At 63.6% G+C, this 21,985-nt stretch carries 17 protein-coding genes; 7 read left to right on the top strand and 10 right to left on the bottom strand.

Features of this window, described 5'->3' with window-relative positions:
* The first annotated feature begins 9 nt into the window (after window positions 1-9).
* Genes MYCSM_RS18345 through MYCSM_RS18315 form a run of 7 tightly spaced genes read left to right on the top strand, consistent with a single transcriptional unit; the run spans window position 10 to window position 6,645 of the window.
* On the top strand, window positions 10-597 hold the full coding sequence (locus MYCSM_RS18345) for a DUF3090 domain-containing protein (protein ID WP_015307659.1): 588 nt from the start codon (window positions 10-12) through the stop codon (window positions 595-597).
* Window positions 581-1,405: an SCO1664 family protein gene (locus MYCSM_RS18340; protein ID WP_051073771.1), complete on the top strand. Its 825-nt coding sequence runs from the start codon at window positions 581-583 to the stop codon at window positions 1,403-1,405. The genes MYCSM_RS18345 and MYCSM_RS18340 overlap by 17 nt, the downstream gene beginning before the upstream one ends.
* The gene (locus MYCSM_RS18335; RefSeq protein WP_015307657.1) at window positions 1,405-2,178 is read left to right on the top strand and encodes a 3'(2'),5'-bisphosphate nucleotidase CysQ; all 774 of its coding nucleotides are present in this window, start codon (window positions 1,405-1,407) and stop codon (window positions 2,176-2,178) included. The genes MYCSM_RS18340 and MYCSM_RS18335 overlap by 1 nt, the downstream gene beginning before the upstream one ends.
* Before the next feature lie 57 nt (window positions 2,179-2,235).
* On the top strand, window positions 2,236-3,480 hold the full coding sequence (gene mshC, locus MYCSM_RS18330; protein WP_041312374.1) for a cysteine--1-D-myo-inosityl 2-amino-2-deoxy-alpha-D-glucopyranoside ligase: 1,245 nt from the start codon (window positions 2,236-2,238) through the stop codon (window positions 3,478-3,480).
* Window positions 3,477-4,286 carry an arginase family protein gene (locus MYCSM_RS18325; protein WP_015307655.1) on the top strand — a complete coding sequence of 270 codons (810 nt, stop codon included), beginning with the start codon at window positions 3,477-3,479 and terminating at the stop codon, window positions 4,284-4,286. The genes mshC and MYCSM_RS18325 overlap by 4 nt, the downstream gene beginning before the upstream one ends.
* 47 nt (window positions 4,287-4,333) lie before the next feature.
* A complete protein-coding gene (locus MYCSM_RS18320) occupies window positions 4,334-5,212 on the top strand; it encodes an SDR family oxidoreductase (RefSeq protein ID WP_015307654.1) in 879 nt (292 codons plus the stop codon).
* Entirely contained in the window at window positions 5,209-6,645 is a 1,437-nt protein-coding gene (locus MYCSM_RS18315; RefSeq protein WP_015307653.1) for a DUF1254 domain-containing protein, read from the top strand. The genes MYCSM_RS18320 and MYCSM_RS18315 overlap by 4 nt, the downstream gene beginning before the upstream one ends.
* 15 nt (window positions 6,646-6,660) lie before the next feature.
* Here MYCSM_RS18315 and MYCSM_RS18310 read toward each other — a convergent pair whose 3' ends face one another.
* The 10 genes from MYCSM_RS18310 to MYCSM_RS18265 form a co-directional block, all read right to left on the bottom strand.
* Entirely contained in the window at window positions 6,661-8,259 is a 1,599-nt protein-coding gene (locus MYCSM_RS18310; RefSeq protein WP_015307652.1) for a M23 family metallopeptidase, read from the bottom strand.
* A gap of 27 nt (window positions 8,260-8,286) precedes the next feature.
* Window positions 8,287-8,814, bottom strand: a complete 528-nt coding sequence (locus MYCSM_RS18305; RefSeq protein ID WP_015307651.1) for a hypothetical protein — start codon at window positions 8,812-8,814, stop codon at window positions 8,287-8,289.
* A 24-nt stretch (window positions 8,815-8,838) separates the two neighbouring features.
* Window positions 8,839-10,827, bottom strand: coding sequence for a glucosaminidase domain-containing protein (locus tag MYCSM_RS35285; RefSeq protein WP_015307650.1), 1,989 nt, complete (start codon window positions 10,825-10,827; stop codon window positions 8,839-8,841).
* A gap of 32 nt (window positions 10,828-10,859) precedes the next feature.
* The gene (locus MYCSM_RS36075) at window positions 10,860-13,709 is read right to left on the bottom strand and encodes a D-Ala-D-Ala carboxypeptidase family metallohydrolase (RefSeq protein ID WP_015307649.1); all 2,850 of its coding nucleotides are present in this window, start codon (window positions 13,707-13,709) and stop codon (window positions 10,860-10,862) included.
* The gene (locus MYCSM_RS18290; RefSeq protein WP_015307648.1) at window positions 13,709-15,898 is read right to left on the bottom strand and encodes a peptidoglycan-binding protein; all 2,190 of its coding nucleotides are present in this window, start codon (window positions 15,896-15,898) and stop codon (window positions 13,709-13,711) included. The genes MYCSM_RS36075 and MYCSM_RS18290 overlap by 1 nt, the downstream gene beginning before the upstream one ends.
* 18 nt (window positions 15,899-15,916) lie before the next feature.
* A complete protein-coding gene (locus MYCSM_RS18285; RefSeq protein ID WP_015307647.1) occupies window positions 15,917-17,311 on the bottom strand; it encodes a hypothetical protein in 1,395 nt (464 codons plus the stop codon).
* A gap of 5 nt (window positions 17,312-17,316) precedes the next feature.
* Window positions 17,317-17,805: a hypothetical protein gene (locus tag MYCSM_RS18280; RefSeq protein ID WP_041312369.1), complete on the bottom strand. Its 489-nt coding sequence runs from the start codon at window positions 17,803-17,805 to the stop codon at window positions 17,317-17,319.
* A gap of 191 nt (window positions 17,806-17,996) precedes the next feature.
* A complete protein-coding gene (locus MYCSM_RS18275) occupies window positions 17,997-19,247 on the bottom strand; it encodes a hypothetical protein (RefSeq protein ID WP_015307645.1) in 1,251 nt (416 codons plus the stop codon).
* Window positions 19,244-21,655, bottom strand: a complete 2,412-nt coding sequence (locus MYCSM_RS18270; RefSeq protein WP_015307644.1) for a hypothetical protein — start codon at window positions 21,653-21,655, stop codon at window positions 19,244-19,246. Before MYCSM_RS18270 ends, MYCSM_RS18275 begins: the two co-directional genes overlap by 4 nt.
* Window positions 21,656-21,688: 33 nt before the next feature.
* Complete coding sequence (locus MYCSM_RS18265) at window positions 21,689-21,931, bottom strand: hypothetical protein (RefSeq protein ID WP_041312365.1); 243 nt, start codon at window positions 21,929-21,931, stop codon at window positions 21,689-21,691.
* Window positions 21,932-21,985: the final 54 nt, after the last annotated feature.

The raw sequence follows: 21,985 nt of genomic DNA, 5'->3' as shown, positions 1-21,985 counted from the left end.
GAGGGTGCCATGGCCCGCGCAATTCACGTCTTCCGCACACCCGACCGCTTTGTCGCCGGGACCGTCGGGCAGCCGGGCAATCGGACCTTCTACCTGCAGGCCGTTCACGACAAGCGCGTGATTTCGGTGGTCCTGGAGAAGCAGCAGGTTGCTGTGCTGGCCGAGCGGATCGCCGCGCTGCTGCTGGAGATCAACCGCCGCTTTGGCACCCCAATCCCGCCCGAAACCGGCGACATCGAGGATCTGAGCCCGCTGATCACCCCGGTTGACGCAGAATTCCGCGTCGGCACGATGGGGCTTGGCTGGGATTCGGAGGCGCAGACGGTCGTCGTCGAATTGCTCGCGGTGTCCGAGACCGAGTTCGACGCGTCGGTCGTGCTCGACGACGCCGAGGAGGGGCCCGACGCCGTCCGGGTGTTCCTGACGCCCGAATCGGCGCGCCAGTTCGCGGCGCGCTCCAATCGCGTCATATCGGCCGGCCGCCCGCCGTGCCCGTTATGCGATGAGCCGCTCGATCCGGAGGGGCACATCTGTGTGCGCACCAACGGCTATCGGCGCGGCGCCCTTGCCGGGTCCGATGATGACGCCGATTCATAACGGCGGCCCAGACGGTGAGGTGTTGCGGCGCGGCGAGTTGACCGTCATCGGGCGAATCCGCTCAGCCAGCAACGCCACCTTCCTCTGCGAAGCGCATCTCGGTGAGCGCCAAGCTCATTGCGTGTACAAGCCGATCAAGGGCGAAGCCCCGCTGTGGGACTTTCCGGACGGCACCCTGGCAGGCCGCGAACGCAGCGCCTACCTCATCTCTGATGCGCTGGGCTGGAACATCGTGCCCTACACCATCATTCGCGACGGGCCCGCTGGCGTCGGCATGCTGCAGTTGTGGGTGGACCAGCCCGGTGATGAAGTCGGCGACGAACCCGCAGTCGGGCCCGACCTCGTCGACCTGCTGCCTGCGGGCCATCTCCCGCCCGGCTTTCTGCCCGTGCTGCAGGCCTACGACTATGCCGGCGACGAAGTGACGTTGGTGCACGCCGACGACATTCGGCTGCGCCGGATGGCCGTCTTCGACGTCCTGATCAACAACGCCGACCGCAAGGGCGGCCACATTCTGCGCGGTGTCGACTGCCACGTGTACGGCGTCGATCACGGCGTGAGCCTGCACGTCGAGGACAAGCTGCGCACTGTGCTGTGGGGGTGGTCGGGAAAACCTGTCGACGACGAGACGCTGGAGGCGGTGGCGCGGCTGCGCGATCAACTGCGCGGAGACCTCGGCGACCAGTTGCGCGAATACATCACCCGTCGTGAGGTGGCTGCGCTGCACGCCAGAACCGTTGCGCTGCTGGATAATCCGGTGATGCCGACACCGGACCGGCGCCGGCCCATCCCGTGGCCGGCGTTCTGATGAGCCTGACCGATGCGGAGCTGGCCGCCGACGTGGCCGCCGACGCCGGAAAGCTCTTGCTCGCTGTCCGCGAGGAGGTCGGGTTCGACGACCCGTATGACCTCGGCGACGCGGGGGACATGCGGGCCAACACGCTGATCCTCGACAGGCTCAAACGCGACCGGCCCGACGACGCGGTGCTGTCCGAGGAGGCCGCCGACGACGTGTCTCGCGTGCACGCCGACCGGGTCTGGATCGTCGACCCGGTGGACGGCACGCGAGAGTTCTCTTGGCCGGGACGCACCGACTGGGCCGTGCACGTCGCGCTGTGGCAACGCAACGGCGGACCCCATGGCGGCGGCATCACCGACGCCGCGGTGGCGCTCCCGGCGCGCGGCGAGGTGTACCGAACCGATACCGTCACCGCTCCGCCGCCGCGACGCGAGGGCCCCATCCGCATCACGGCCAGCGCCAGTCGGCCGCCTGCGGTGCTGTGGCGGCTGCGGGACCGGATGGACATCCAGATGGTGCGGATCGGCTCGGCGGGCGCCAAGGCGATGGCCGTGGTCCGTGGCGACGTCGACGCCTACGTGCATGCGGGCGGCCAGTGGGAGTGGGACTCGGCGGCGCCCGCGGGAGTGGTGCAGGCGGCGGGGTTGCATGCGTCGCGGTTGGACGGCTCTCCGATGATCTACAACCGGCGCGATCCCTACCTACCGGACTTCCTGATGTGCCGTGCCGAGCTGGCAGACGTGCTGCTCGACGGCATCCGGTCGGCCTATCGGGATCGTTGAACGGGAATGAATCAGCCGCTCGCGGCGTCACTCACCGGGATGCCTAAAGTCGACGCTATGAATTCCTGGCCGGCTCCGGACGTCCCGGCGCTGCCGGGCCGCGGTCCGCAGCTGCGGCTCTACGACAGCGCCGACCGGCAGATCCGGCCCGTTTCTCCGGGCGAGACAGCCACGATGTACGTGTGCGGCATCACCCCGTACGACGCCACCCACCTCGGCCACGCCGCGACCTATCTGGCATTCGACTTGGTGCACCGGGTGTGGCTGGATGCGGGCCACACTGTGCATTACGTGCAGAACGTCACCGACGTGGACGACCCGCTGTTCGAGCGCGCCGACCGGGACGGCGTTGACTGGCGTGCGCTGGCCACCCGTGAGACCAAGTTGTTCCGCGAAGACATGGCGGCGTTGCGGGTGCTGCCCCCACATGACTATGTCGCGGCCACTGACGCGATCGGTGAGGTCGTCGAGCTGGTGGAGAAGATGCTCGCCTCCGGCGCTGCGTATGTCGTCGACGATCCCCAATATCCCGACGTGTACTTCCGCGCCGATGCCACACAGCAGTTCGGCTACGAGTCCGGCTATCACCGCGACACCATGCTGCGGTTGTTCACCGAACGCGGCGGTGACCCCGACCGGGCGGGCAAGAGCGACGAACTCGACGCGTTGATGTGGCGCGCGGAACGCGACGGCGAACCCAGTTGGCCGTCGCCGTTCGGGCCGGGACGACCCGGATGGCATGTCGAATGCACCGCGATCGCGCTGTCGCGTATCGGCACCGGCCTTGACATCCAGGGCGGCGGCAGCGATCTGATCTTCCCGCACCACGAGTTCTCCGCCGCGCACGCCGAATCTGTAACGGGGGAACGGAGATTCGCGCGTCATTATGTGCACGCCGGGATGATCGGCTGGGACGGGCACAAGATGAGCAAGAGTCGCGGCAACCTCGTGTTGGTCTCACGGCTGCGTGCCGAGGGCGTCGACCCGGCGGCCATCCGGCTCGGCCTGTTCGCAGGGCACTATCGCGCCGACCGCTATTGGAGCCCGCAGGTGCTCGACGAGGCCAACGCCCGGCTGCACCGCTGGCGGGCCGCCACGTCGCTCCCTGCGGGTCCCGACGCGGCCGATGTGATCGCACGGGTACGCCAATATCTTGGAGACGATCTGGATACCCCGAAAGCGCTTGCCGCACTGGACGGCTGGGTCACGGATACGCTGGAGTACGGTGGCCACGACTCCCAGGCCCCACAGGCGGTCGCCACTGCGGTCGATGCGCTACTGGGTGTTCAGTTGTCGCGATGATGCTCGCACTCACCGTATTTCAGGGTCGCGCCGGCGACCACAACGATCGCGGATTCGGCGGTGCCGCGGCAGTGGGCGCGGAATGGCAACACCGGCTTGGCCTGTCCGCCACGACCGTCGGCACGCCGGAGCCCCCGCTCAGCACGGACTGGCGAACCGAACTCACAGCGGCCGCACCGACTCTCGAGGCGATGTCGCAGCGATACGAGGACATCTACACCGCGGGCCAGACACCGGTCACCGCATTGACGCGCTGCGCCGTGGCATTGGCCACGCTGCCGGTGATGGCGCGTTTCCACCAGGATGCGCTCGTGGTGTGGTTCGACGCGCATGGCGACATCAACACGCCCGAGTCGAGCAGCACGGCGTTTCTCGGCGGACTGGCGCTGTCAGGTCCGATGGGTTTGTGGGACTCGGGGCTGGGGTCGGGCATCGCACTCGCCAACGTGGTGTTGGGCGGGGCGCGCGACCTCGACCCGTTTGAGCGCCACCTGATCGACGAGGGCGTCGTGCGACATGTTCCGGTCGGCCCTGGCTTATTGGACGACCTCGACGCGGCGGTGGGGGATCGCCCGGTGTACTTCCACCTCGACTGCGATGTGCTCGAGCCGGGTCTGGTGCCAACGGACTACCGCGTCCCGAACGGGCTGAGCCTTGGTGAATTACGCGGTGTAGCAAGCCGTTTGGCGGAAAACGCCGTCGTCGGCGTCGAGGTCGCCGAGTTCGAGGGAACTTGGGCCAAGAGTGGAGATCCGGGTGACGCGGGGCCACTTCTTGATGCCCTTGCGCCGCTAGTTGAAGGCTGACTGTCAATCGGCCAAGGCCGTACAGGCGGTGGAGTACGTTGACGGCCATGAGTTCTGTGAACGGAAAAGTCGCCCTGATCACCGGAGGCGCGAACGGTGTCGGCGCCGAGGTGGCTGCGCGCCTGCATGCCAAGGGCGCCAAACTGGTGCTGACCGATATCGATGAGACGCTGCTCAACGAGGTCGCGGCTCGCCTCGGCGAGGAGCGGGTCCTCACGGTCGTCGCTGACGTCCGTGAGCTGTCGGCCATGCAGTTCGCCGTCGACAAGGGCATCGAGCGCTTCGGCGGCATCGACATCGTGATGGCCAATGCCGGAATCGGCACATACGGATCGGTGCTTCAGGTCGATCCTCAGGCATTTCGGACGCTGGTCGACGTCAACGTCGTCGGCGTCTTCCACACCGTTCGGGCAGCGTTGCAGTCGGTTATCGATCAGCGTGGCTACGTCTTGATCGTGTCGTCGCTGGCGGCCTTCGCCGCGGCACCCGGTATGGCGCCCTACGACGCGGCCAAGGCCGGCGTCGAGCACTTCGCCAACTCGCTTCGCCTCGAGGTCGCACATCTTGGTGTCGACGTCGGTTCTGCGCATATGTCGTGGATCGACACGCCGCTGGTCCGCCACTCCAAGGCCGATATGCCCGCGTTCCGCGAGATGCTGAGCTCGCTGCCGGGCCCGTTGGGCAAGACAACGTCGGTGCAGAAGTGCGGCGAGGCGTTCGTCGCAGGCATCGAGGCCCGCAAGGCCCGCATCTACTGTCCCGGCTGGGTCGGGGTGTTCCGATGGCTCAAACCGGTGCTGTCGAGCCGTATCGGCGAGGCGCCGATACGCAAGACCGCACCGACATTGATGCCGAAGATGGATGCCGAAGTGGCCGCGCTGGGTCGGTCCATGGGCGCCCGCACTGAGCAGCTGGAAAAGCATTGATTCGCCGCATCGGGGTCGTCATCGCAGTATTAGCTCTGATCGCGGGGTGCAGCACGAAAGGATCGGAGGAGCAACCGAAGTCGCCGCCGTCGTCACCGACTCCGGCCGCGGTGACTCCCGAGCAGGCCCGCGCGATCGCGAAAGACGCCTACATCTACGGCTATCCGATGGTGGACAACTATCGGGTGATGTACTCCTACTTCGTCAACAAGGACGACCCTGAATACAAGGGCGGCTGGAACGAAATCCACAGCGCCGCAAGGGTGTACACCCCGAAAGACACGGCGGTCCAGACGCCCAACTCGGACACCCCGTACTCTGCTCTCGGCGCGGACCTGCGTGCTGAGCCGCTGGTGCTGACGGTGCCGCCGATCGAGCAGGACCGCTACTACTCCTTGCAGTTCATCGACCTCTACACCTACAACATGGCCTACGTCGGCAGCCGCACCACGGGCAACAGCGGCGGCAAATACCTTCTGGCAGGCCCGAATTGGAAGGGCGTAAAGCCCGACGGCATCAACGGGGTCATCCAGTCCGACACCGAGTTGGCCCTGGTGATCTACCGCACGCAGCTGTTCGGCCCGTCGGACATCGACCAGGTGAAGAAGATCCAGGCCGGTTACCAGGTGCAACCGTTGTCGGCCTACCTGAACCAACCCGCACCACCGCCCCCGCCGCCGATAGACTTCGCGCCGCCGCTGACCCGCGACCAGGAGAAGACCTCGCCGCAGTTCTTCGAGATCCTTGACTTCGCGCTGCGGTTCGCGCCGACGTTGCCGTCGGAGAAGGACTTGCGTGCTCGCTTCGAAACGATCGGCATCGGTCCCGAGGGCAACTTCAACGCCGACAAACTGACTCCGGAGATGCGGTCGGCGATCGAGGGCGGGATGGCTGATGCCTGGGCGGAACTCGACAACCTCAAGAAGACCAAGATCGACACCGGTGAAGTGGGGTCGGCGCAATTCTTCGGTACCGCAGAGGATTTGAAGGGCAACTACCTCTACCGGATGGCCGGCGCAATTTTCGGCATTTACGGCAACACCGCAGCCGAGGCGCTGTACCCGGGCCTTGTCCACGACTCCACCGGTGCGCCGTTGACGGGTGACAACAACTACACGGTGAAGTTCGCACCGGGCCAACTGCCGCCAGTGAACGCGTTCTGGTCGCTGACGATGTACGAGCTGCCGCAGAGTCTGCTGGTCGACAATCCGATGAACCGGTACCTGATCAACTCCCCGATGCTGCCGAGCCTGCTACGCGATCCCGATGGTGGCTACACGTTCTACATCCAGAATCAGTCGCCGGGCATCGATAAGGAGGCCAACTGGCTCCCCGCGCCCACGGGTCCGTTCCAGATGGTGCTGCGGCTGTACTGGCCGAAGCCGGACGCGCTGAACGGCACGTGGAAGGCGCCACAGGCGGTGAAGGCCTGACTGCGCACCAGCCATCTATCGCGGCGCCTCGGTGATGAGCAGCTGATCGAAATGCAGCGTTGCCTCCAGACCATTGTGCCTGTGCAGTATCCCCACCGAACAGGCGTCGGGCTCGACAGTCGTCGTATCACCGTTGATACGTGCCACCACCTTGCTTCCCGATCTGAGGATGGCGGTCGTCTGGCGTGTCCCGATCCGCACTAACTCGAGTTCCTGCCTGACAAGGACGTTCTCGCTTAGCAGGCCTTCGACGACATCGATTCTCTGCCTGAAGAATCCGTCCGTGCCGCGGATGACGACGCCAGCCACGAACCTGTCGCCCGCATCGGTCGGCACCTTGCGGATACACGCCGCCGCCACGATGTCCTCGCACGCCAGGAACGCCAAAGGGTAGATCTCCCGGTCTGCGTCCATCTTGAGTTCCGCGACCCGGATGTCCGCGGCAAGGCGCCATGACATCGGGCGCGCAGACGTGCGTGCGTGCAATGGGAATCGAAGCCCGGCGCGGAGCAGGTCTCGCGGTTCGCTCTTGAGATCCTGGCAGAGTAGACCCCATCGTCCGTTGAGTGCGGCCGCTGCATCCCGCCGAGACACGTTTGGCGCCGTCACGTGCCGCTGCCAACCAGGCGGCGGAAAGGCCTCGTCCTCGAAATCAGCCGCATTGTGGACGGCGTGTTCATTCGACGTGAGCTCGGGTAACCCGAGTTCCTTGTACGCCGATTCATGACCGCGCGAACACAGTACCTTCAGCCGTGCCTTCTTGAATGTCGGGGCGACATCTTTGATGATGACGCCGTACTGCAAGTCGTGGAGCGACTCGCCCTTCAAGTTCGATTTCTGGTACCCCTCAACGGCGACTCCCTCGCTGTTGAAGGCGTGTTGGTCGCCTTTGTTGCTGACAATGGTGTTGCGGTCGTCGAAGTCCACGTGCAGGGTTCGCGGCGCCACCCCTGTGCCAGTGGAGCCTTGCAGCTCCACTTCGATGCCTTGCACGTCGCCTTCTTGGCGGTTGGTGACATCGAAACGCAGGCGCACCGCCCGCTTTTGGCCATTGTGCTGGTAGAAGTTGCAGCGGTCTGCGCGAAGGTTGGTGAAGTTCGCGCTGTCGGCGTACGGCAGATAGTGCAAAGGGTGTCGGCTGTTCGGTTGCGTCGCCCTCGATTTGCGGAATTCAACATGCAAATGCGGATAGGTAGCGTCTTCTTGACCGACCCTTCCGATCACATCTCCCTGATCGATCTCGGCGCCAGCGACGATTCCCTCCGCGATGCTATCGAGATGCAGATAGACGAGATACAGGTTTTTCATGTTGTCGTTCGGATCCGTGACTCGCAGTACAACGTGCGTGGACCCGTACCCGCGGGCGCCGGTCTTGTCCGCAGGTCCGGCGCGGTAGACAATGCCTGAGGCCATCGCATGGACAGGGGTGCCAACCGCGGCGGGCAAGTCGATTCCGTCATGGAAGTCCCATCGGTCTGCATCGATGCGCGGTCCGAATGACGTGTTCATCTCATCGGGTACTTTCGTGTGGCCCAACGGCCAGATGAAGCTCGAAGTGGTCCTGTCGCGAACGGCTTCGGCCTCGAGGATGGCTTCGGGGTTCTGTATTGTCATCGGCTTCTCCTTCGAAAAACGGTCGTGCTATGCGGGTGCGATCGCGGTCACGGTGCCGTTCGACCCGCGATACATCAGCGCCCCGGCCTCGACGTAGAGAATTCCGGCGCCGGGGACATTCGAGGTCGGGGCTAGGGAGCTATTCGCGATCACGATGGCGCCATGTCCCTCACCGAACTTCTTGAACTGTTTGGCTTCTCGGAACCCGAAGCCGGCGTTGCCACCAGCTGCGGGACGCTGGAACACCAGCATCGTGTCGAATCCCTTGAGGTTCGGGTCAACTGTTTTCCGGCGGCCATTGATCTGAAGCAGGTCGTCTTGGACGGCTATCTCGAACTTTCCGGCGGAAGGATCGGGGTTGGCCGTATCGGTCTCGACGAACTCGATGTCCGGGTTGGGGTCGTCGATCCTGATCGACGCCGCTCCGCCCCGTGTGCCGGCCTGGTGCACGCGCAACGCGGGTTGGTTGTACCTCGGGTTGGTCGCGCTGACCTCGAGAGCAGCCGACGGATGGCTGAGTTTGCCGTCGTTGGTTGTTATCGACACTGTCGCCATGTGTCTCTCCTGTAGGCGGTCGATCTACTCGGGAACTGTCTCGATAAGCTTCATGACGCCACTGAGCCCTTTGAAGTAGTCGGGTCCGGTCGCGTAGCCGCCCGCAGCCACCTCGCGGGCGAAGGCGTACGGATCGTCCTTGTGTGCGAATGCCTTCGCATATCGCTTGTGCTGAAGTACCTTCGCGTGATCGCTGAATGCCTCTGTCGCCGACGCGTATGAACGGAACCAATCCCGCACGACATAGGTGTATTGCCCGTCCGGCCGCGGCGTCACGGAGATCACCTCGGGGTAGTGGCGGACATCGGGGGACTTGTGAACTTCCTTGGTCTGGCACAACTTGCGTTTCGACTCGGGCATCGTGGTCTTCGCCTTGATCCCGAAAAGGTTGTTCGGAGCGCACATGCTTCTGCCCCAACCGGATTCGAGGGCCGCCTGGCCCAATATGACAAGCCACGGAATCCCGCTTTGAACTTCACTTGCCTTTGCCTCGGCGCGATACTTCTCTACGAATGCGGTTACATGAGCCGGCAGCTTGCGCGCATGCGGTTTCGAGCAGCCCGTACACTCATGCGGCTTGTCGGGCTGTGGGGGCATCGGTGACATAGATCCGACGCCGGGAACCGGCCCCGCGAAGAGCGGACTGGGCGTGAGGGCGCCTTCCCAAGAGAGGTCGACGTGGATGTGGTCCGTGTGCGGATTACTGCCGCCGTACGGCTGCCAACCCTTCGCGCGGTTCTTCCAGCTCCATTGCCTCCGATTCCAGATGAGGTATGCCACCTGCAGCTCAACGGCATTGGTCACCAGCCACGCGATGTAGGCCTCGGCCTGAACACGCTGCGCCGAATCGTTGACGTTCGCGTACAGATCGATCGATCGACCCTCGCCGTGCAGCGATGGGGTGCCGAACGTGGTCTGGCGGCAGTTGTAGATTCCGGCCTTTCGACCGGTAAGCCGCTTCCATTGTTCGGCCATCGCGCTGGCGCCGGGTTGCGCCTTGCCGGTGCACTTGCTGAACGTTCCCCGGCGTACCACTCCCGCTGAACGATCTGTCGTTTTCGTTGGTGTTGGTGTGGGTGGGGTGGTGCGGTTGGCTCGGTATTGGTTGATTTCGTTGAGGGTGGTGGTGTTTTGGTGGCCGGTGAAGTAGGTCCAGGTGTCGGGTCGGCCGCGGACGTCGATGTGGGCGAAGGTTTTCGCGATTCCGATACCGATGTTGTTGCCGTAGGCGTCGATGGCGAGTTTGGCGATCTGCATGCCGTTGAGTCCGGCGATGGTGATGTCGGCTGCTTGGCCGCTGCAGTGTCGGCTTAGGGTGGGTTTCTTGCCGCGGGCGCGGTAGAGGGCCACGTTGTTGGCCCAGGATCGGTAGCCGGAGCCGATTTTGACGGGTCGGCCGGCTCGGTCGCGGATGGCTTGCAGGCATGCCACCAGTGCGGGGGAGATGCGGGCGCGGTCGGCGGGGCGTCCGCCGCTGGTGACGAGTTCGGCCACGGTGAAGTTGGCGGAAAGTTTTTGTTTCCGTACGTTCGGGCCGGTGTCATACAGGGGCAGGCCGGTGTTGTTGGGGTCCCAGTGTTCTTCGCCTTGGCTGGTGGGGCCGGGTCGGGCGGTGAGTACCAGACCGGAGGGGAAGGCTTCGTGATCGAGGCCGGCTTCATCGAGGGTGTCGAATTCGGCGGCTTCTACGTCGCCGGCTTCTTCGAATTGGTCTGTTTCGGAGGCTGGTTCGTGTTCGTAGAATTCGTCGGCTGTTTCGGTGTGGTCGTGCTGGTAGTACTCGTCGTTGGCGTCTTCGCCGACGTAGTCGGCCCATTCGGGCTCGATCGTCTCGCCGGGCCAATAGGTTTCGTCGAGCTCGGGTTCTGGGGTGTCCTCGTCGGTGAGCAACGGGTATTCGTCGGCCTCGTCGAAGGTTTCGGCGAAAACATCCTCCCGGATCGGCCAGCCCGCAGCATCCATCTCGGCGTTCTGCGGTGCCGCGAAAACCGGCGACTCAGCAACAACACTCATCACACACTCCCAACGATGATCGGGCCAACGGTCTACTGGTCATGACGAATCCGCGCGTAGCCGGCGTAGCGGGAAAGAATCGACTTGGGGTCCATCTGCAGCCGTCCAATCGTCGCGTTGAACGTGCGCATCAGCGTGCCCGTACTGCTGTCGCCGACAAGCTGGGACTCGAAGTTGAATATGTTGCGACCGATGTTGTCGTCCAACAGTTCCAACTGAGTGGCCATCTCGCCGTCGTCGCGGGCCGCCGCGGCCAGCGTCTGAATCTGCGGCCGCACGTGCACAGTGGTAGACCTGACCATCAGGTCGAACTGTGCGGGCGACATCGACGGCCAACCGGCGCTGCCGGGGAACATCCTGAGCGCGTCATACGAGAAGTAGCCATCGGCAGTTCGGGAGTCACGGAGCTTGGCGAGCATGCACGTCAGGCGACGTTGAGGGCCGGGCCTCGTGATGCGCGGTAAGGCACGTTGCGCTTGATCCAACGCTTGATCGAACGATGTAGGCGTAGGCGGCACCGGGATGCTCTGCAGAATGATGTGAATCCGACGATTCTGGCGGCGCTCATCCTCGTTCTGCGGTCTCGCCACGGTCGGACGCCTTGAACCGAACGCTGCGACCTGGATGGAGAACCGGCGCAACGCCTCGTCACCGAGACCGTTGGCCGGCGCGAGTCGGTGGACTTCCTCAACGATGAAGTTGCGCGCACTGATAGCCCGGTCGATGCTGACCTGTTGTTCAAAGTCCCGGCCCTTGGCGTCGAAGTCGGCGAACCCCTCGACCAGCGCACTCACCTGTTGATTTGCGCGCAATGCAAACACAATCTCGTTGCACAGCGCGCGCATATCTGCCACCTGGTCTGGGCGTAGATCGCCGACACCGGTGGCATATCGCGGATAGTCGGAAATCTGTACAGTCTTCGCCGAACCGACGGCTTGGAACACGTCGGCGTCGAATTCTGCACTGTAATAGCCAGTTTCATCCTCGCCGAACCCCATTTGATCTTCCGACTCATCGGGAAGGTCTTCCGTGTCCAGCTCGCCCCAATACTCGCCGTCACCTTCTTGCAGCACCCACGATTCATCGTCGGCTTCGGATTCGATCTCGGATGAGGATGCCGCGCCCGGAAGGTCTGCTGAGGGATCAGCCAGCAGTCGCCAACCGAAGCGACGTGGAATCTGGTTGTGCTCCACGGTCGTTTGTTCCACCCGGAATCTCGGCGAGCCGATAGCCGCAATCGCGCGTGCGACTTGTTCATTGTTTCGCGCGTTCACCCACGGGGCGGACCTCGCGGCGGACTTGGGATATGGCCGGTACAACGCACGAAGCGCTGCCGAACTCGACGCCATGCGTCGACTGGCCCATTTGATGAGGTTGGTCGGATCGCTGTACAACCCATCGAACACGTGCACCTCATCGGGGTCGGTGTGAGCCAGGATCGCCATCAACGCTGCTCCGCCGCCGGAGTGTGCGGTGAGAATGAGTCGGCCCTGCCTGACCGTCACCCCTGTCGTTTGGGCGAACACCGCAAGGGATTCGTCGATCAGCTGTTGCAGTGCACCAGGTTTCACGAGCGCCGGGAAGGTATAGCGCGCTTCGTTGTATCCGTAGCTGCTCGCGGGCTGATGATGCCCGCGGGGCAAGACGAACAGCGTGGGTGAGGTGCGGCCGATGACATCGGGATGGTCAGGGTCGGCGAAGTTCAGCCCGCTGATTGGTTTCTTGTGAGTTTGGATGTTCATTGCCTTGCCCTGGCCTGCGTATCCGTGCAGGTGCACGACCACGTCAACGACCGATGGGTGCGACATGTTGTTCCACTCGAGCAACAGGTCCGGCGGAGTGCCCACGTGAGTGCGCAGCAGCGCCAGGTTCTCAACGACTTTGCGGTCCGCGCTGACGGACCCAATCGGTGTTGGTGTGGGTGTTGGTGTTGGTGTTGGTGTGGGTGGGGTGGTGCGGTTGGCTCGGTATTGGTTGATTTCGTTGAGGGTGGTGGTGTTTTGGTGGCCGGTGAAGTAGGTCCAGGTGTCGGGTCGGCCGCGGACGTCGATGTGGGCGAAGGTTTTCGCGATTCCGATACCGATGTTGTTGCCGTAGGCGTCGATGGCGAGTTTGGCGATCTGCATGCCGTTGAGTCCGGCGATGGTGATGTCGGCTGCTTGGCCGCTGCAGTGTCGGCTTAGGGTTGGTTTCTTGCCGCGGGCGCGGTAGAGGGCCACGTTGTTGGCCCAGGATCGGTAGCCGGAGCCGATTTTGACGGGTCGGCCGGCTCGGTCGCGGATGGCTTGCAGGCATGCCACCAGTGCGGGGGAGATGCGGGCGCGGTCGGCGGGGCGTCCGCCGCTGGTGACGAGTTCGGCCACGGTGAAGTTGGCGGAAAGTTTTTGTTTCCGTACGTTCGGGCCGGTGTCATACAGGGGCAGGCCGGTGTTGTTGGGGTCCCAGTGTTCTTCGCCTTGGCTGGTGGGGCCGGGTCGGGCGGTGAGTACCAGACCGGAGGGGAAGGCTTCGTGATCGAGGCCGGCTTCATCGAGGGTGTCGAATTCGGCGGCTTCTACGTCGCCGGCTTCTTCGAATTGGTCTGTTTCGGAGGCTGGTTCGTGTTCGTAGAATTCGTCGGCTGTTTCGGTGTGGTCGTGCTGGTAGTACTCGTCGTTGGCGTCTTCGCCGACGTAGTCGGCCCATTCGGGCTCGATCGTCTCGCCGGGCCAATAGGTTTCGTCGAGCTCGGGTTCTGGGGTGTCCTCGTCGGTGAGCAACGGGTATTCGTCGGCCTCGTCGAAGGTTTCGGCGAAAACATCCTCCCGGATCGGCCAGCCCGCAGCATCCATCTCGGCGTTCTGCGGTGCCGCGAAAACCGGCGACTCAGCAACAACACTCATCACACACTCCCAACCAAAATTGCCTCACGCGCCTCACGCGACGTGGACGGCGCTGCACACGATCCGCACGTACCCTCGGGGTCCACGATGAGGTCCCACATGAGTCGGTCTTTCGTGCTCACATTGGGATTTGCCCGTGCGATGGCAGCCAGCAGGGGCGCATATGCCTCGGGTATCGAGAAGGCGGTCTTCGACCGTACGAATTTGTCGATACCAATTCGATGGTTTTCGATCGGCAAGCCGAACTCAGCCGGCCGCTCCCAGAACTTGGCCGCGGCGTTGAAGTCCGCAACATCGGCCGGTGTCAACGGGGTTCGAACGGACTCGGTGTTCAACCGCCGGAGCCAGATCCGGGCCCGCAGATCGCGAACTAACGACGAGCGGGCGTCATAGACGCCGATGTCGAGTTCACTGTCATGGCTGTATCCGCGCCGGTTGCAGTTCGCCGATCCGATGATGGCCAGCTCGTCGTCGAATATCCACGACTTGGAGTGCACGTAGAAGGGTGACTTATCGGGTGGTTGGATTCCGGATCCGAGTGCGGCGTTCGACTTGTATTGACAGATGACCACTTTGTCACCGCCTGCTGCCGCGAGTTGGCCGATGAAACGCCGCCGGTGCGCCGCCGCAAGCCCCTTCATCTCCTCATCGATCTCTTCAATCCGTGTGCAAAGGATGATGAGCTTCTGGAAATCGGGTGCGCGTACCCGGGTTTCGAGTAGGGAAAGCATCGATGCGAGGCCGCCCATGGGCTCGTCGGCAACGAGATACTGGTCCTCCATGTAAATCCGCTGGGGGCGTTGCTCGAGGGCCGCCCTGATCTGGTGATAGATACCCGTGTGGCCGTTCGGCGCGAAGGAGTAGTCAGGCCTTTGCCGTCCCGCCATGTCGATCAAGGGTTTCGCCGCTGGGTCACGCGGCTTGAAGAAGTCGTTCGCGACAACGATTGTCGGGCTCCATACAATGCCGATCGGCGTCGGTACGGGCAGGGGTGGAATCACGACCCGATGTGGCGCATTCACTACCTGCTTGGTTGGTCCCACAATGTTGATGGCGTTGGGCCGCCTCGGATCTCCATAGGTTGTCGAGACCTGGACATCCGTAGCCCCGCTCGGCGCGACAGAGAGTTCACTGGGACGTGGGATCCATGACCGCTCGGGCGGCTGGCCTGCGAGCGTTGCGGTGTGTTCAATCCAACGGTCGTAAAACACCCGGTACAGCTCGCGAGCGGCTTCGCCACGCACCTTGCATTGCACCTCACACCACCGGTCCGTGATGCGTTGAGGTTGGATGTCCGCGGTGCCGATATATGCGACGAGTCCGGCCGGACTCTGTACCACCACGAGTTTCTGGTGGTGCGTACCGTTGATGAGTAGATAGCGGAAGTCGTTGATTGCCATGGCTTTCGGCAAGGCATTCAGCTTCTTGACCGTGGAGAAGTTCTTGTCAACGTAGATGTTGGCTGGCGTTGGTGCCGGGTGGAGGTTTAGCAGCGCACGCACTGACACGCCCTGATTGGCGGCGGAGGCGAGGACGTCCAGCCATGCCCGATCGTCGGGTTGCCGCTGCCGTCGGGCGAATGGGCGCAGGCCCGAAGGAGCGGGCCCCTGCGGCATGGGAGTGTCGCCGCTGACTTCGAACCCGATCCAGCAGACGAGACCGCCCCGCCGTTGTTCGGCCGCCGTCATTACTTCGGCACGCAGATCTGCGTAATAGTCCTCGGCGTCGACCAGGAACGATACTTGCGAGTCCGTCATCACCCGACTGAGTCCGGTGGCCCGATCTCCGGTAAACCAGTTGCGTCGAGGCTTAGGCGGAGGTTGTGGCTTCACGTCGCGCGGCGCCAAGGCGTCATCGAGGGCAGTAATCGTGAGCGGTCCCACGACGGGATCGTTCGGCCGGATGCCGCGCGAGTTCTTGAATCTGACGACCGCGGCGCCGGTGTCCCTGCCGAACTTGCCGTCGTCGCCACCCCGCGCGAGATAGCCGAGATCAATCAGCGCAGTCTGCACCTTGGCTATGGCGACGCCACGGCTCAGTACGGGCGCGGGGTGCGGTGCGGTGCCATTCGCGCCAAGGCGTAGGCGGCCGTTGGCAACAGCGGCGAGATCTGCGTCCCGCGCGAATCGCATGCTGCGCAGGACTTTCTCGTCAGGTGCCTCCGCAATCGGGTTTTCGTCCCAAGACATCGACACAGTCCGATCTGGCTACAGCTGCGGGACAGGCCGCCGGCTGCCGTTCGTGGAAGCCCCCGGTGCCGCTGAAACCGGCTTTGATGGCGCCGAAACCAACTGTCCCGAAGGCAGCTTCGTGGGCTGCGCCGGCCGCGCTGGAACGGGCTGGCGTCGCGTTGTCACGGCCAGATCCTTGACCCGGTCACCGGTCGCGGATTGCCACAGGTCGATGATCCGGTTCATGGTCTGAGCGACGGTTGGCGGAGTTGTCGATGGCAGATTATGAATCTTGAAGAGCATTTCCGCCGGCCCAGGATCATTGAACAACCCCAGTTCGATGGCCCACATCAGTGGCGACACCAAGTCGGCGAGCTCGAACAGTTCTCGCGCTTGGCGCGAAGGAGCCATTCCGACGCGCGCACCGATCGCAGCGAGCCGGTCGGCCGGATTGCCGTCGGTTCCGGCTTCTGCACCCAGGTCGGTGACCACCGATGTGTCGTACTCGACAGTCAGGTGGAACCAGCTCAACATCGTTGTGTACGCGAACTCCTCGCGGGCGAGCATGCCACCGCGGCGCCGTAACTGAAGCATCTCGCTCAGCGATTGGCAGAGGTATCCGATGTAGGAGCTGTCGGTCGGGTTCGTGCCCGAAGAGTTTCGGTCGTTCTCGATCCCCAGCCACACTTGGCGTAGCAGCTCACTCCACAGTTCGAGGAATCGCGTATTCGGCGTGGTGCCGATGTCGCGCTTCCAAGGCTGACCGTCGATCCCCGCGCCAGGCGGGTGTGGCAGGTCAAGTCCGAACATGCGCCAATACACGTTGCGCCGGTTTACCCGTGCATCGGGTCGCAACTGGCTCGTCAGCAGTCCACCCACTGAGAAGAGCGGATTGTCCCGGAAGTACAGCTCCTCGGTGGACCGCACCCAGCCCAGCGTTGTCACCCGTGGCGTCGGCAGCGTTTCGCCGATGACATACCTGCGCACTACCTCGCCGAGGATGTCGATTATCCCGGTGGATTCCACCAGATACGCATACAAGAGGTGCTCCCACATGAGTGGCTGAGTCGCTCCCAAGCCAATACCGATGGCTTGCGGCGGAGCCTTCACGAAGTCCTGGATCGGGGTAGCACCGCCAAGCGTTGCCGGCAGGGTCGGACGCAGACCGGAAAGCAATGTGTTGAGCAGGTTTCGCGGCAGCTGTGTCCTCGACACCGCGTCTGGATCGCCCAGCAGAACTGTCTTGCCGGGTGAAAGTATCGGTGCCCACAGGAAACTGGAGAATCCGCCCTCGGCCCAGACTTCCTCGAGCCAGCGGCTGATCTGCAACGGGTGAACCGCAAGTACGGCGTTGGCCTTGTCCTGCTTCAGGGGGTCTTTGGCCGGCGGTATCGCGACGGGTGGCGTCAGTTCGACGAGAGTACGAAACATTTGGACTAATCTCCTCCGCGATCGTCTTGGTCTGGATATTGCTGCGCTTCGCCATTGCCCTCGGCGCCGGAGCCGGGCGGCAATATCTCACCAATCACGGTGGTGGTGTGGGGCTCTGGCTCTGCCCTTTTGGGACCGAACGGGACGCCGAACGATAGCGGTGTGCCGTAGGCGTCGACGGCCTCGACCGACGTGACATCCGTATCGGTGATCGCGACGTCCCACTTGTAATCGTCGACGTCACCGACGTCGAATGTGGTCGGCCTCTTGCCGCCAGAGAGGCGCAAGACAATGGATCGGGTTTCACGCGGCAGACCGGGTTCGAAAAAGGTCAACAGCTTGGCGCCCTTATCGATGTGCGGCGGAGTCATGAAGACGTTGAACTGCGCTTCACCGTGCCTGCCAAAATTGCCAAGGCTGTTGCGGATCGCACGGAACTGCAGGACGAGTCGGGTCTGCGCGTCCGTGAGCGAGGGTTGGCTGGGAGCCGCCATGCGCTCCAGGATGTTTGCGAGCTGTGTAACCGCATCTTGCTCGTTTGAGCTTTTAAACGCTGAAGTGGTCATGGTTCCTTCCTTCTGGCCGAAGACCCGATCCGCACCGTGCTCGCCTCGTAAACCGCGGCATTCGGCAACTGTGCGTCAAAGAGGTGTGCGTCGGCGTCAACGCTTCGTGTTTTGCCATGTCACGCCGCAATCGACCGATCACCACCGACGCGCCGCAGCCACGTCTCCATTTCGATGGGCGCCGTCTTCGAGTCCAGTCCGCGCAATACCGTGAGCGCCAGGATTCGCATTGGTTCTTGTCGCTGTAGGTAACTCGATGTATACAGGGACGCGCCTGCGCGCTCGGCAAGTCGATTCAGCTCCGTCGGGGCGACGCGGCGTGGGTCGGCAAGCGTCGAGAGCGACGCACCATGGAACGCGTTCATCGGAGCCCGCGTGCAGATGTCGACAAGCGCAGGGAGCAACGGCATGCTTTCCCGAATCACTTGGGCGACATCCGAAGGTGCCTGAGCTACTGGATATCTCGCCAGCCAGCGCGCGCCGAGCGCGTCCCACGGCCCAGGCCCGAACCAGGACCGGCACAGCGCCACGTTGAACTGCACACGCAGCATTGACACCGGATGTGGGTCGCCGATTGGCATTCGGAACACCGCGCGTGCAGGGCCGTCCACCACGGTGGCCAACGCCGGCACCGGCGCATAGCCGAGGAGCGAGAATGCGTACACGTCGGCGGCCACTTCGCTCGCCCAGCTGTGCCACGCGTCGGCAGCGATGGGACTGTGCGAGGCGAGCGTCTCCTGCAAGGCCGCTGCCAACTCCGTCGCCCAACTTGTCAAATGCGCTACCTGGTGGCCCGTTTCATGCACCAAAGATGTTGGCTGCCAAAGGTTATGGCGCGTGATCTTGATCGCCGCCGCCGGCGACAGCGACGCATCCCACAACCGTGCGCCTGCCCGCAGAATCGACGCACCCATGCCCTTGTCCAGATACGTGAGTACGGGTGGTGACTCGATACCCAGTGGGCGAAGAACGACGTCCATGCTGTATACGGCGAGTGTGTCGAGCCCTCGAAGCACTGCCGCGATTCGTGGGCTGGTTCGCGTATTGACTGCCTCGCAGTAGAAATCGACCATCGCCTCTGCGCGCGTGTAGCGCCGCCGCAGTGTCAGAAGTTCCGAGCGAGCGGCTACCAGATCAGCCGGAGTCTGCGCCGCATCGAGTGCGAACAACACGCGGTCTGCCTGTGCCGTGAGACGTTTGGCCTGTGCGGTAAGGCTCTTGCGGACGCTCTCGCCCAGGTATGACTCGAGTTCCTTCCATGCTGTGGCCGACGCGCCGACCTCGAGATCGCCAAGGGCCGCACAGGCGCGTCGCCAGTGCCGGGCCTCAGTGCCGAGAGCCGCTGCCTCGGTGGAGAAATCAGCGGTCATCGCACCATCCCGGGTGCAACGGCAACCACAGCTGCGGGCACCTGCGATGGGCTGGATCCGACGCCATCGAAGGTCACTGTGACGGTCACGCCTTCGGCGGGATCGGCGACTGCCGAGGCGAACTGCGCTCCACTCTTCACCAGGAACGTCGCCAGAGCCGTGGAGGTGGCTGCCGCCATCGCCCCCGCGAGCTGTGCGGCGGCCAGCTGATCCTTGACGGTCGACGAGTTGATCAGCCGCCGAGCGATCCGATACTGCAGGCGCGGCAAGGCAATCTGTCGCAGGGCCAACAAGACGCCGGGTAGGTCGCGCTGACCCGAAGGTGCCGCCCTTTGCAGACGGGCCTGCAGGGCGCGCGCACGTCGCTCCGAGAGTCGAACCGAGATTCGCATCCGGGTGGCCTTCGGATCCCAGTGCACGCTCACGAGCCTGCGGGGACGATGACTACGTCGTGCCGGCAGCCGTCCCACCCGTACCCGGTAATAGCGCTGCCGCGGCACCGGTCGATACGAGCCTGCGCGCACGCCGGTCCTGCGACCGCGCCCGAGTGCAGGCTCGCCGAGCAGCACACCCGCGGTTCGTGGCGTCAGCGGTTGGTACTCATCGTCGGATGGCCGCTCGTCGGCGGGCAGCGTTTCGTCTCTGGTGAAGTGACCGGGAAGGGTGCCGGGCATCGTTTCGTAGAGATCGATCTCGGCTTGGACCGGCCATTGGTTGACACCACGGTCGAGCAGATAGGTCTCAAGGGTGCCGCCGTCGGACCAGCGCACCGCGCGTGCCACCTGGCGGGGAATCGGAACCGCGAAAACCCTTGAGTACTTGCGGAATCGGTATCGCGGTCGGCTCGACCGCGGCATCATTACCCAGAATCCGCCCTCTTCGGCGGTCTCGCGCTCAGGTAGGTCGGCACGCAACAGTCGATCGGGCAGATACGCGGCGGCGGATTCGGCGAATGCCTGCTGAACCGCCGCGCTGACTTGCAGCGGATCGGATGCCGGCGTCTCATCGAGTTCGTCGGCGACCTGCAGGATGGTGTTCTCGATCGTCGACGCCAGTGCCTCGCCCGCGACGGATTCGTCCTGTCCGGGTGGGCTTTCAAGGCCGAGCGCAGTGAACCCGACGTTGACCGCGGCCCTGGCGATCATGCGCGACGGCTCTTGACCCGCAGCGCGTGCGATGGTGTTCGACGCCTCGGCACCGATCATGTCCTTGATCAGCTTGGCCAGGGGAGTGGCGATCAGGTTGATCAACTTCTCGCGTGCCCCGGTGACGGTCAGGCCGAGCTTGAGAAGCGGCCGGATCGCAAGGACCGCAGGAATGAACTGTTCAATCTCGGCGACAGGTGGCTCCGAGCCAGTGTGCTCACTCAGTTGCGTTGCCAATCGAGCCCGCGCATCGTCTAGCTCGGCCACCGGATCCGGACCCTGCTCGTGGTCATATGACTCGTCGAATTCGTGATCGCCTGCGCTTTCGGAATCGGCGGCGAGGTACAACCCGAGCAGTTGATTGTCGAATTCATGCGCCATCTCACCGGCGACACCCATCTCGTCGGATGTGGCTTCGTCGCTTTCATCGTCGGCGGCCTCGCCGATGCCAAGCCTCTTCATCACGATCGGCAGAAGGGGACGAACTGCCGCGGGAAGGATCCGGGACAGGGGCGCCATTAACTTCGCGACCACACCCTTGAGTAGCTTGAGTCCCACGTTCTTCAGCTTCTCCAGCAGTGGTCCAACCAAATGCTTGCCGATAGCCTGCACACCGCTCTTGATCGTTTGAAGCCCACTCTTGGCCGCGTCGACCACCCCCTTGATGGGGTTCTTCGCGAAGTTGACGGCCTGCCGGACCTTCTGCTTGATGAAGCTCTTGGCCTTGCGCATGAGCTTGCCGAGGAAGTTGTCGAACGCCTCAGAATCGAGACCCGACGGTGACTCTAAAGACTCGAGCAGCTCGTCGAGTTCCTGCTCCGCGATACCATGCAGGTCTGCGCTCTCCAGTCCTGCGCCGAGACCGTCGATGGCCCGTTCCCATTCGGACACCAGCGGTGCGATCCACTGCTCGACCGCTTCGCGGGCTTCGGTTTCCGACGGTGGCGCAGCCCACTGTTGTGCATCGCCCAGCACATGCGCCGCACCCTCGTTGAGGAGTTGCTCGAGCGCTTCATCGAAGTCCTCGTCGTGAATGGCCTCCAGGAAGTCGGCGGCCTCATCGGCCTCGGCGTCGGACTCGGTGAAAACGTCCTCCCCGAAAGGAGACTCAGTCGGGTAGAAGCCGTCGAACGGCGACTCGCCGACATCGACGGGTGCTTCCTGTGGTTCGACGACGGGAGACTCCGTGTAGGACAGCCCCGCGAATGGCGACGTGTTGGTCTCCGTGTCGGTCGGCGACCCGGCATACGACTCGATTGTCACTATCTCCACCTCCGCAACTAGCAGCTGCTGTCGTCACTGTCCTGGGCTGCGGTGTGCAGAGGCGTCAATGGTTTGTATCAACGCCGCACTCGATCCGGGGGCGGCCTCCAGTTCGCGCAGAACTTCGGCCACCTGTCTGCAGGCCGCATCGATATCGGCAAACACCCACTCGTCCGCTGGCTTGGAGTGGCCGGTGCCTGTGAGGACCCGCACGATGATTCGATGCGAATCGAGCCAGGCCCGCACGACGACCACTCGGCTGGTGTCGGCTGTCACACGGGCACAGTGACAGCACGCCGTACAGCGGGCGTCAACGATTTGTGGCGTTGA

Source organism: Mycobacterium sp. JS623 (assembly GCF_000328565.1).
Classification (GTDB): domain Bacteria; phylum Actinomycetota; class Actinomycetes; order Mycobacteriales; family Mycobacteriaceae; genus Mycobacterium.
This window is presented reverse-complemented; position numbering and strand designations above follow the sequence as displayed.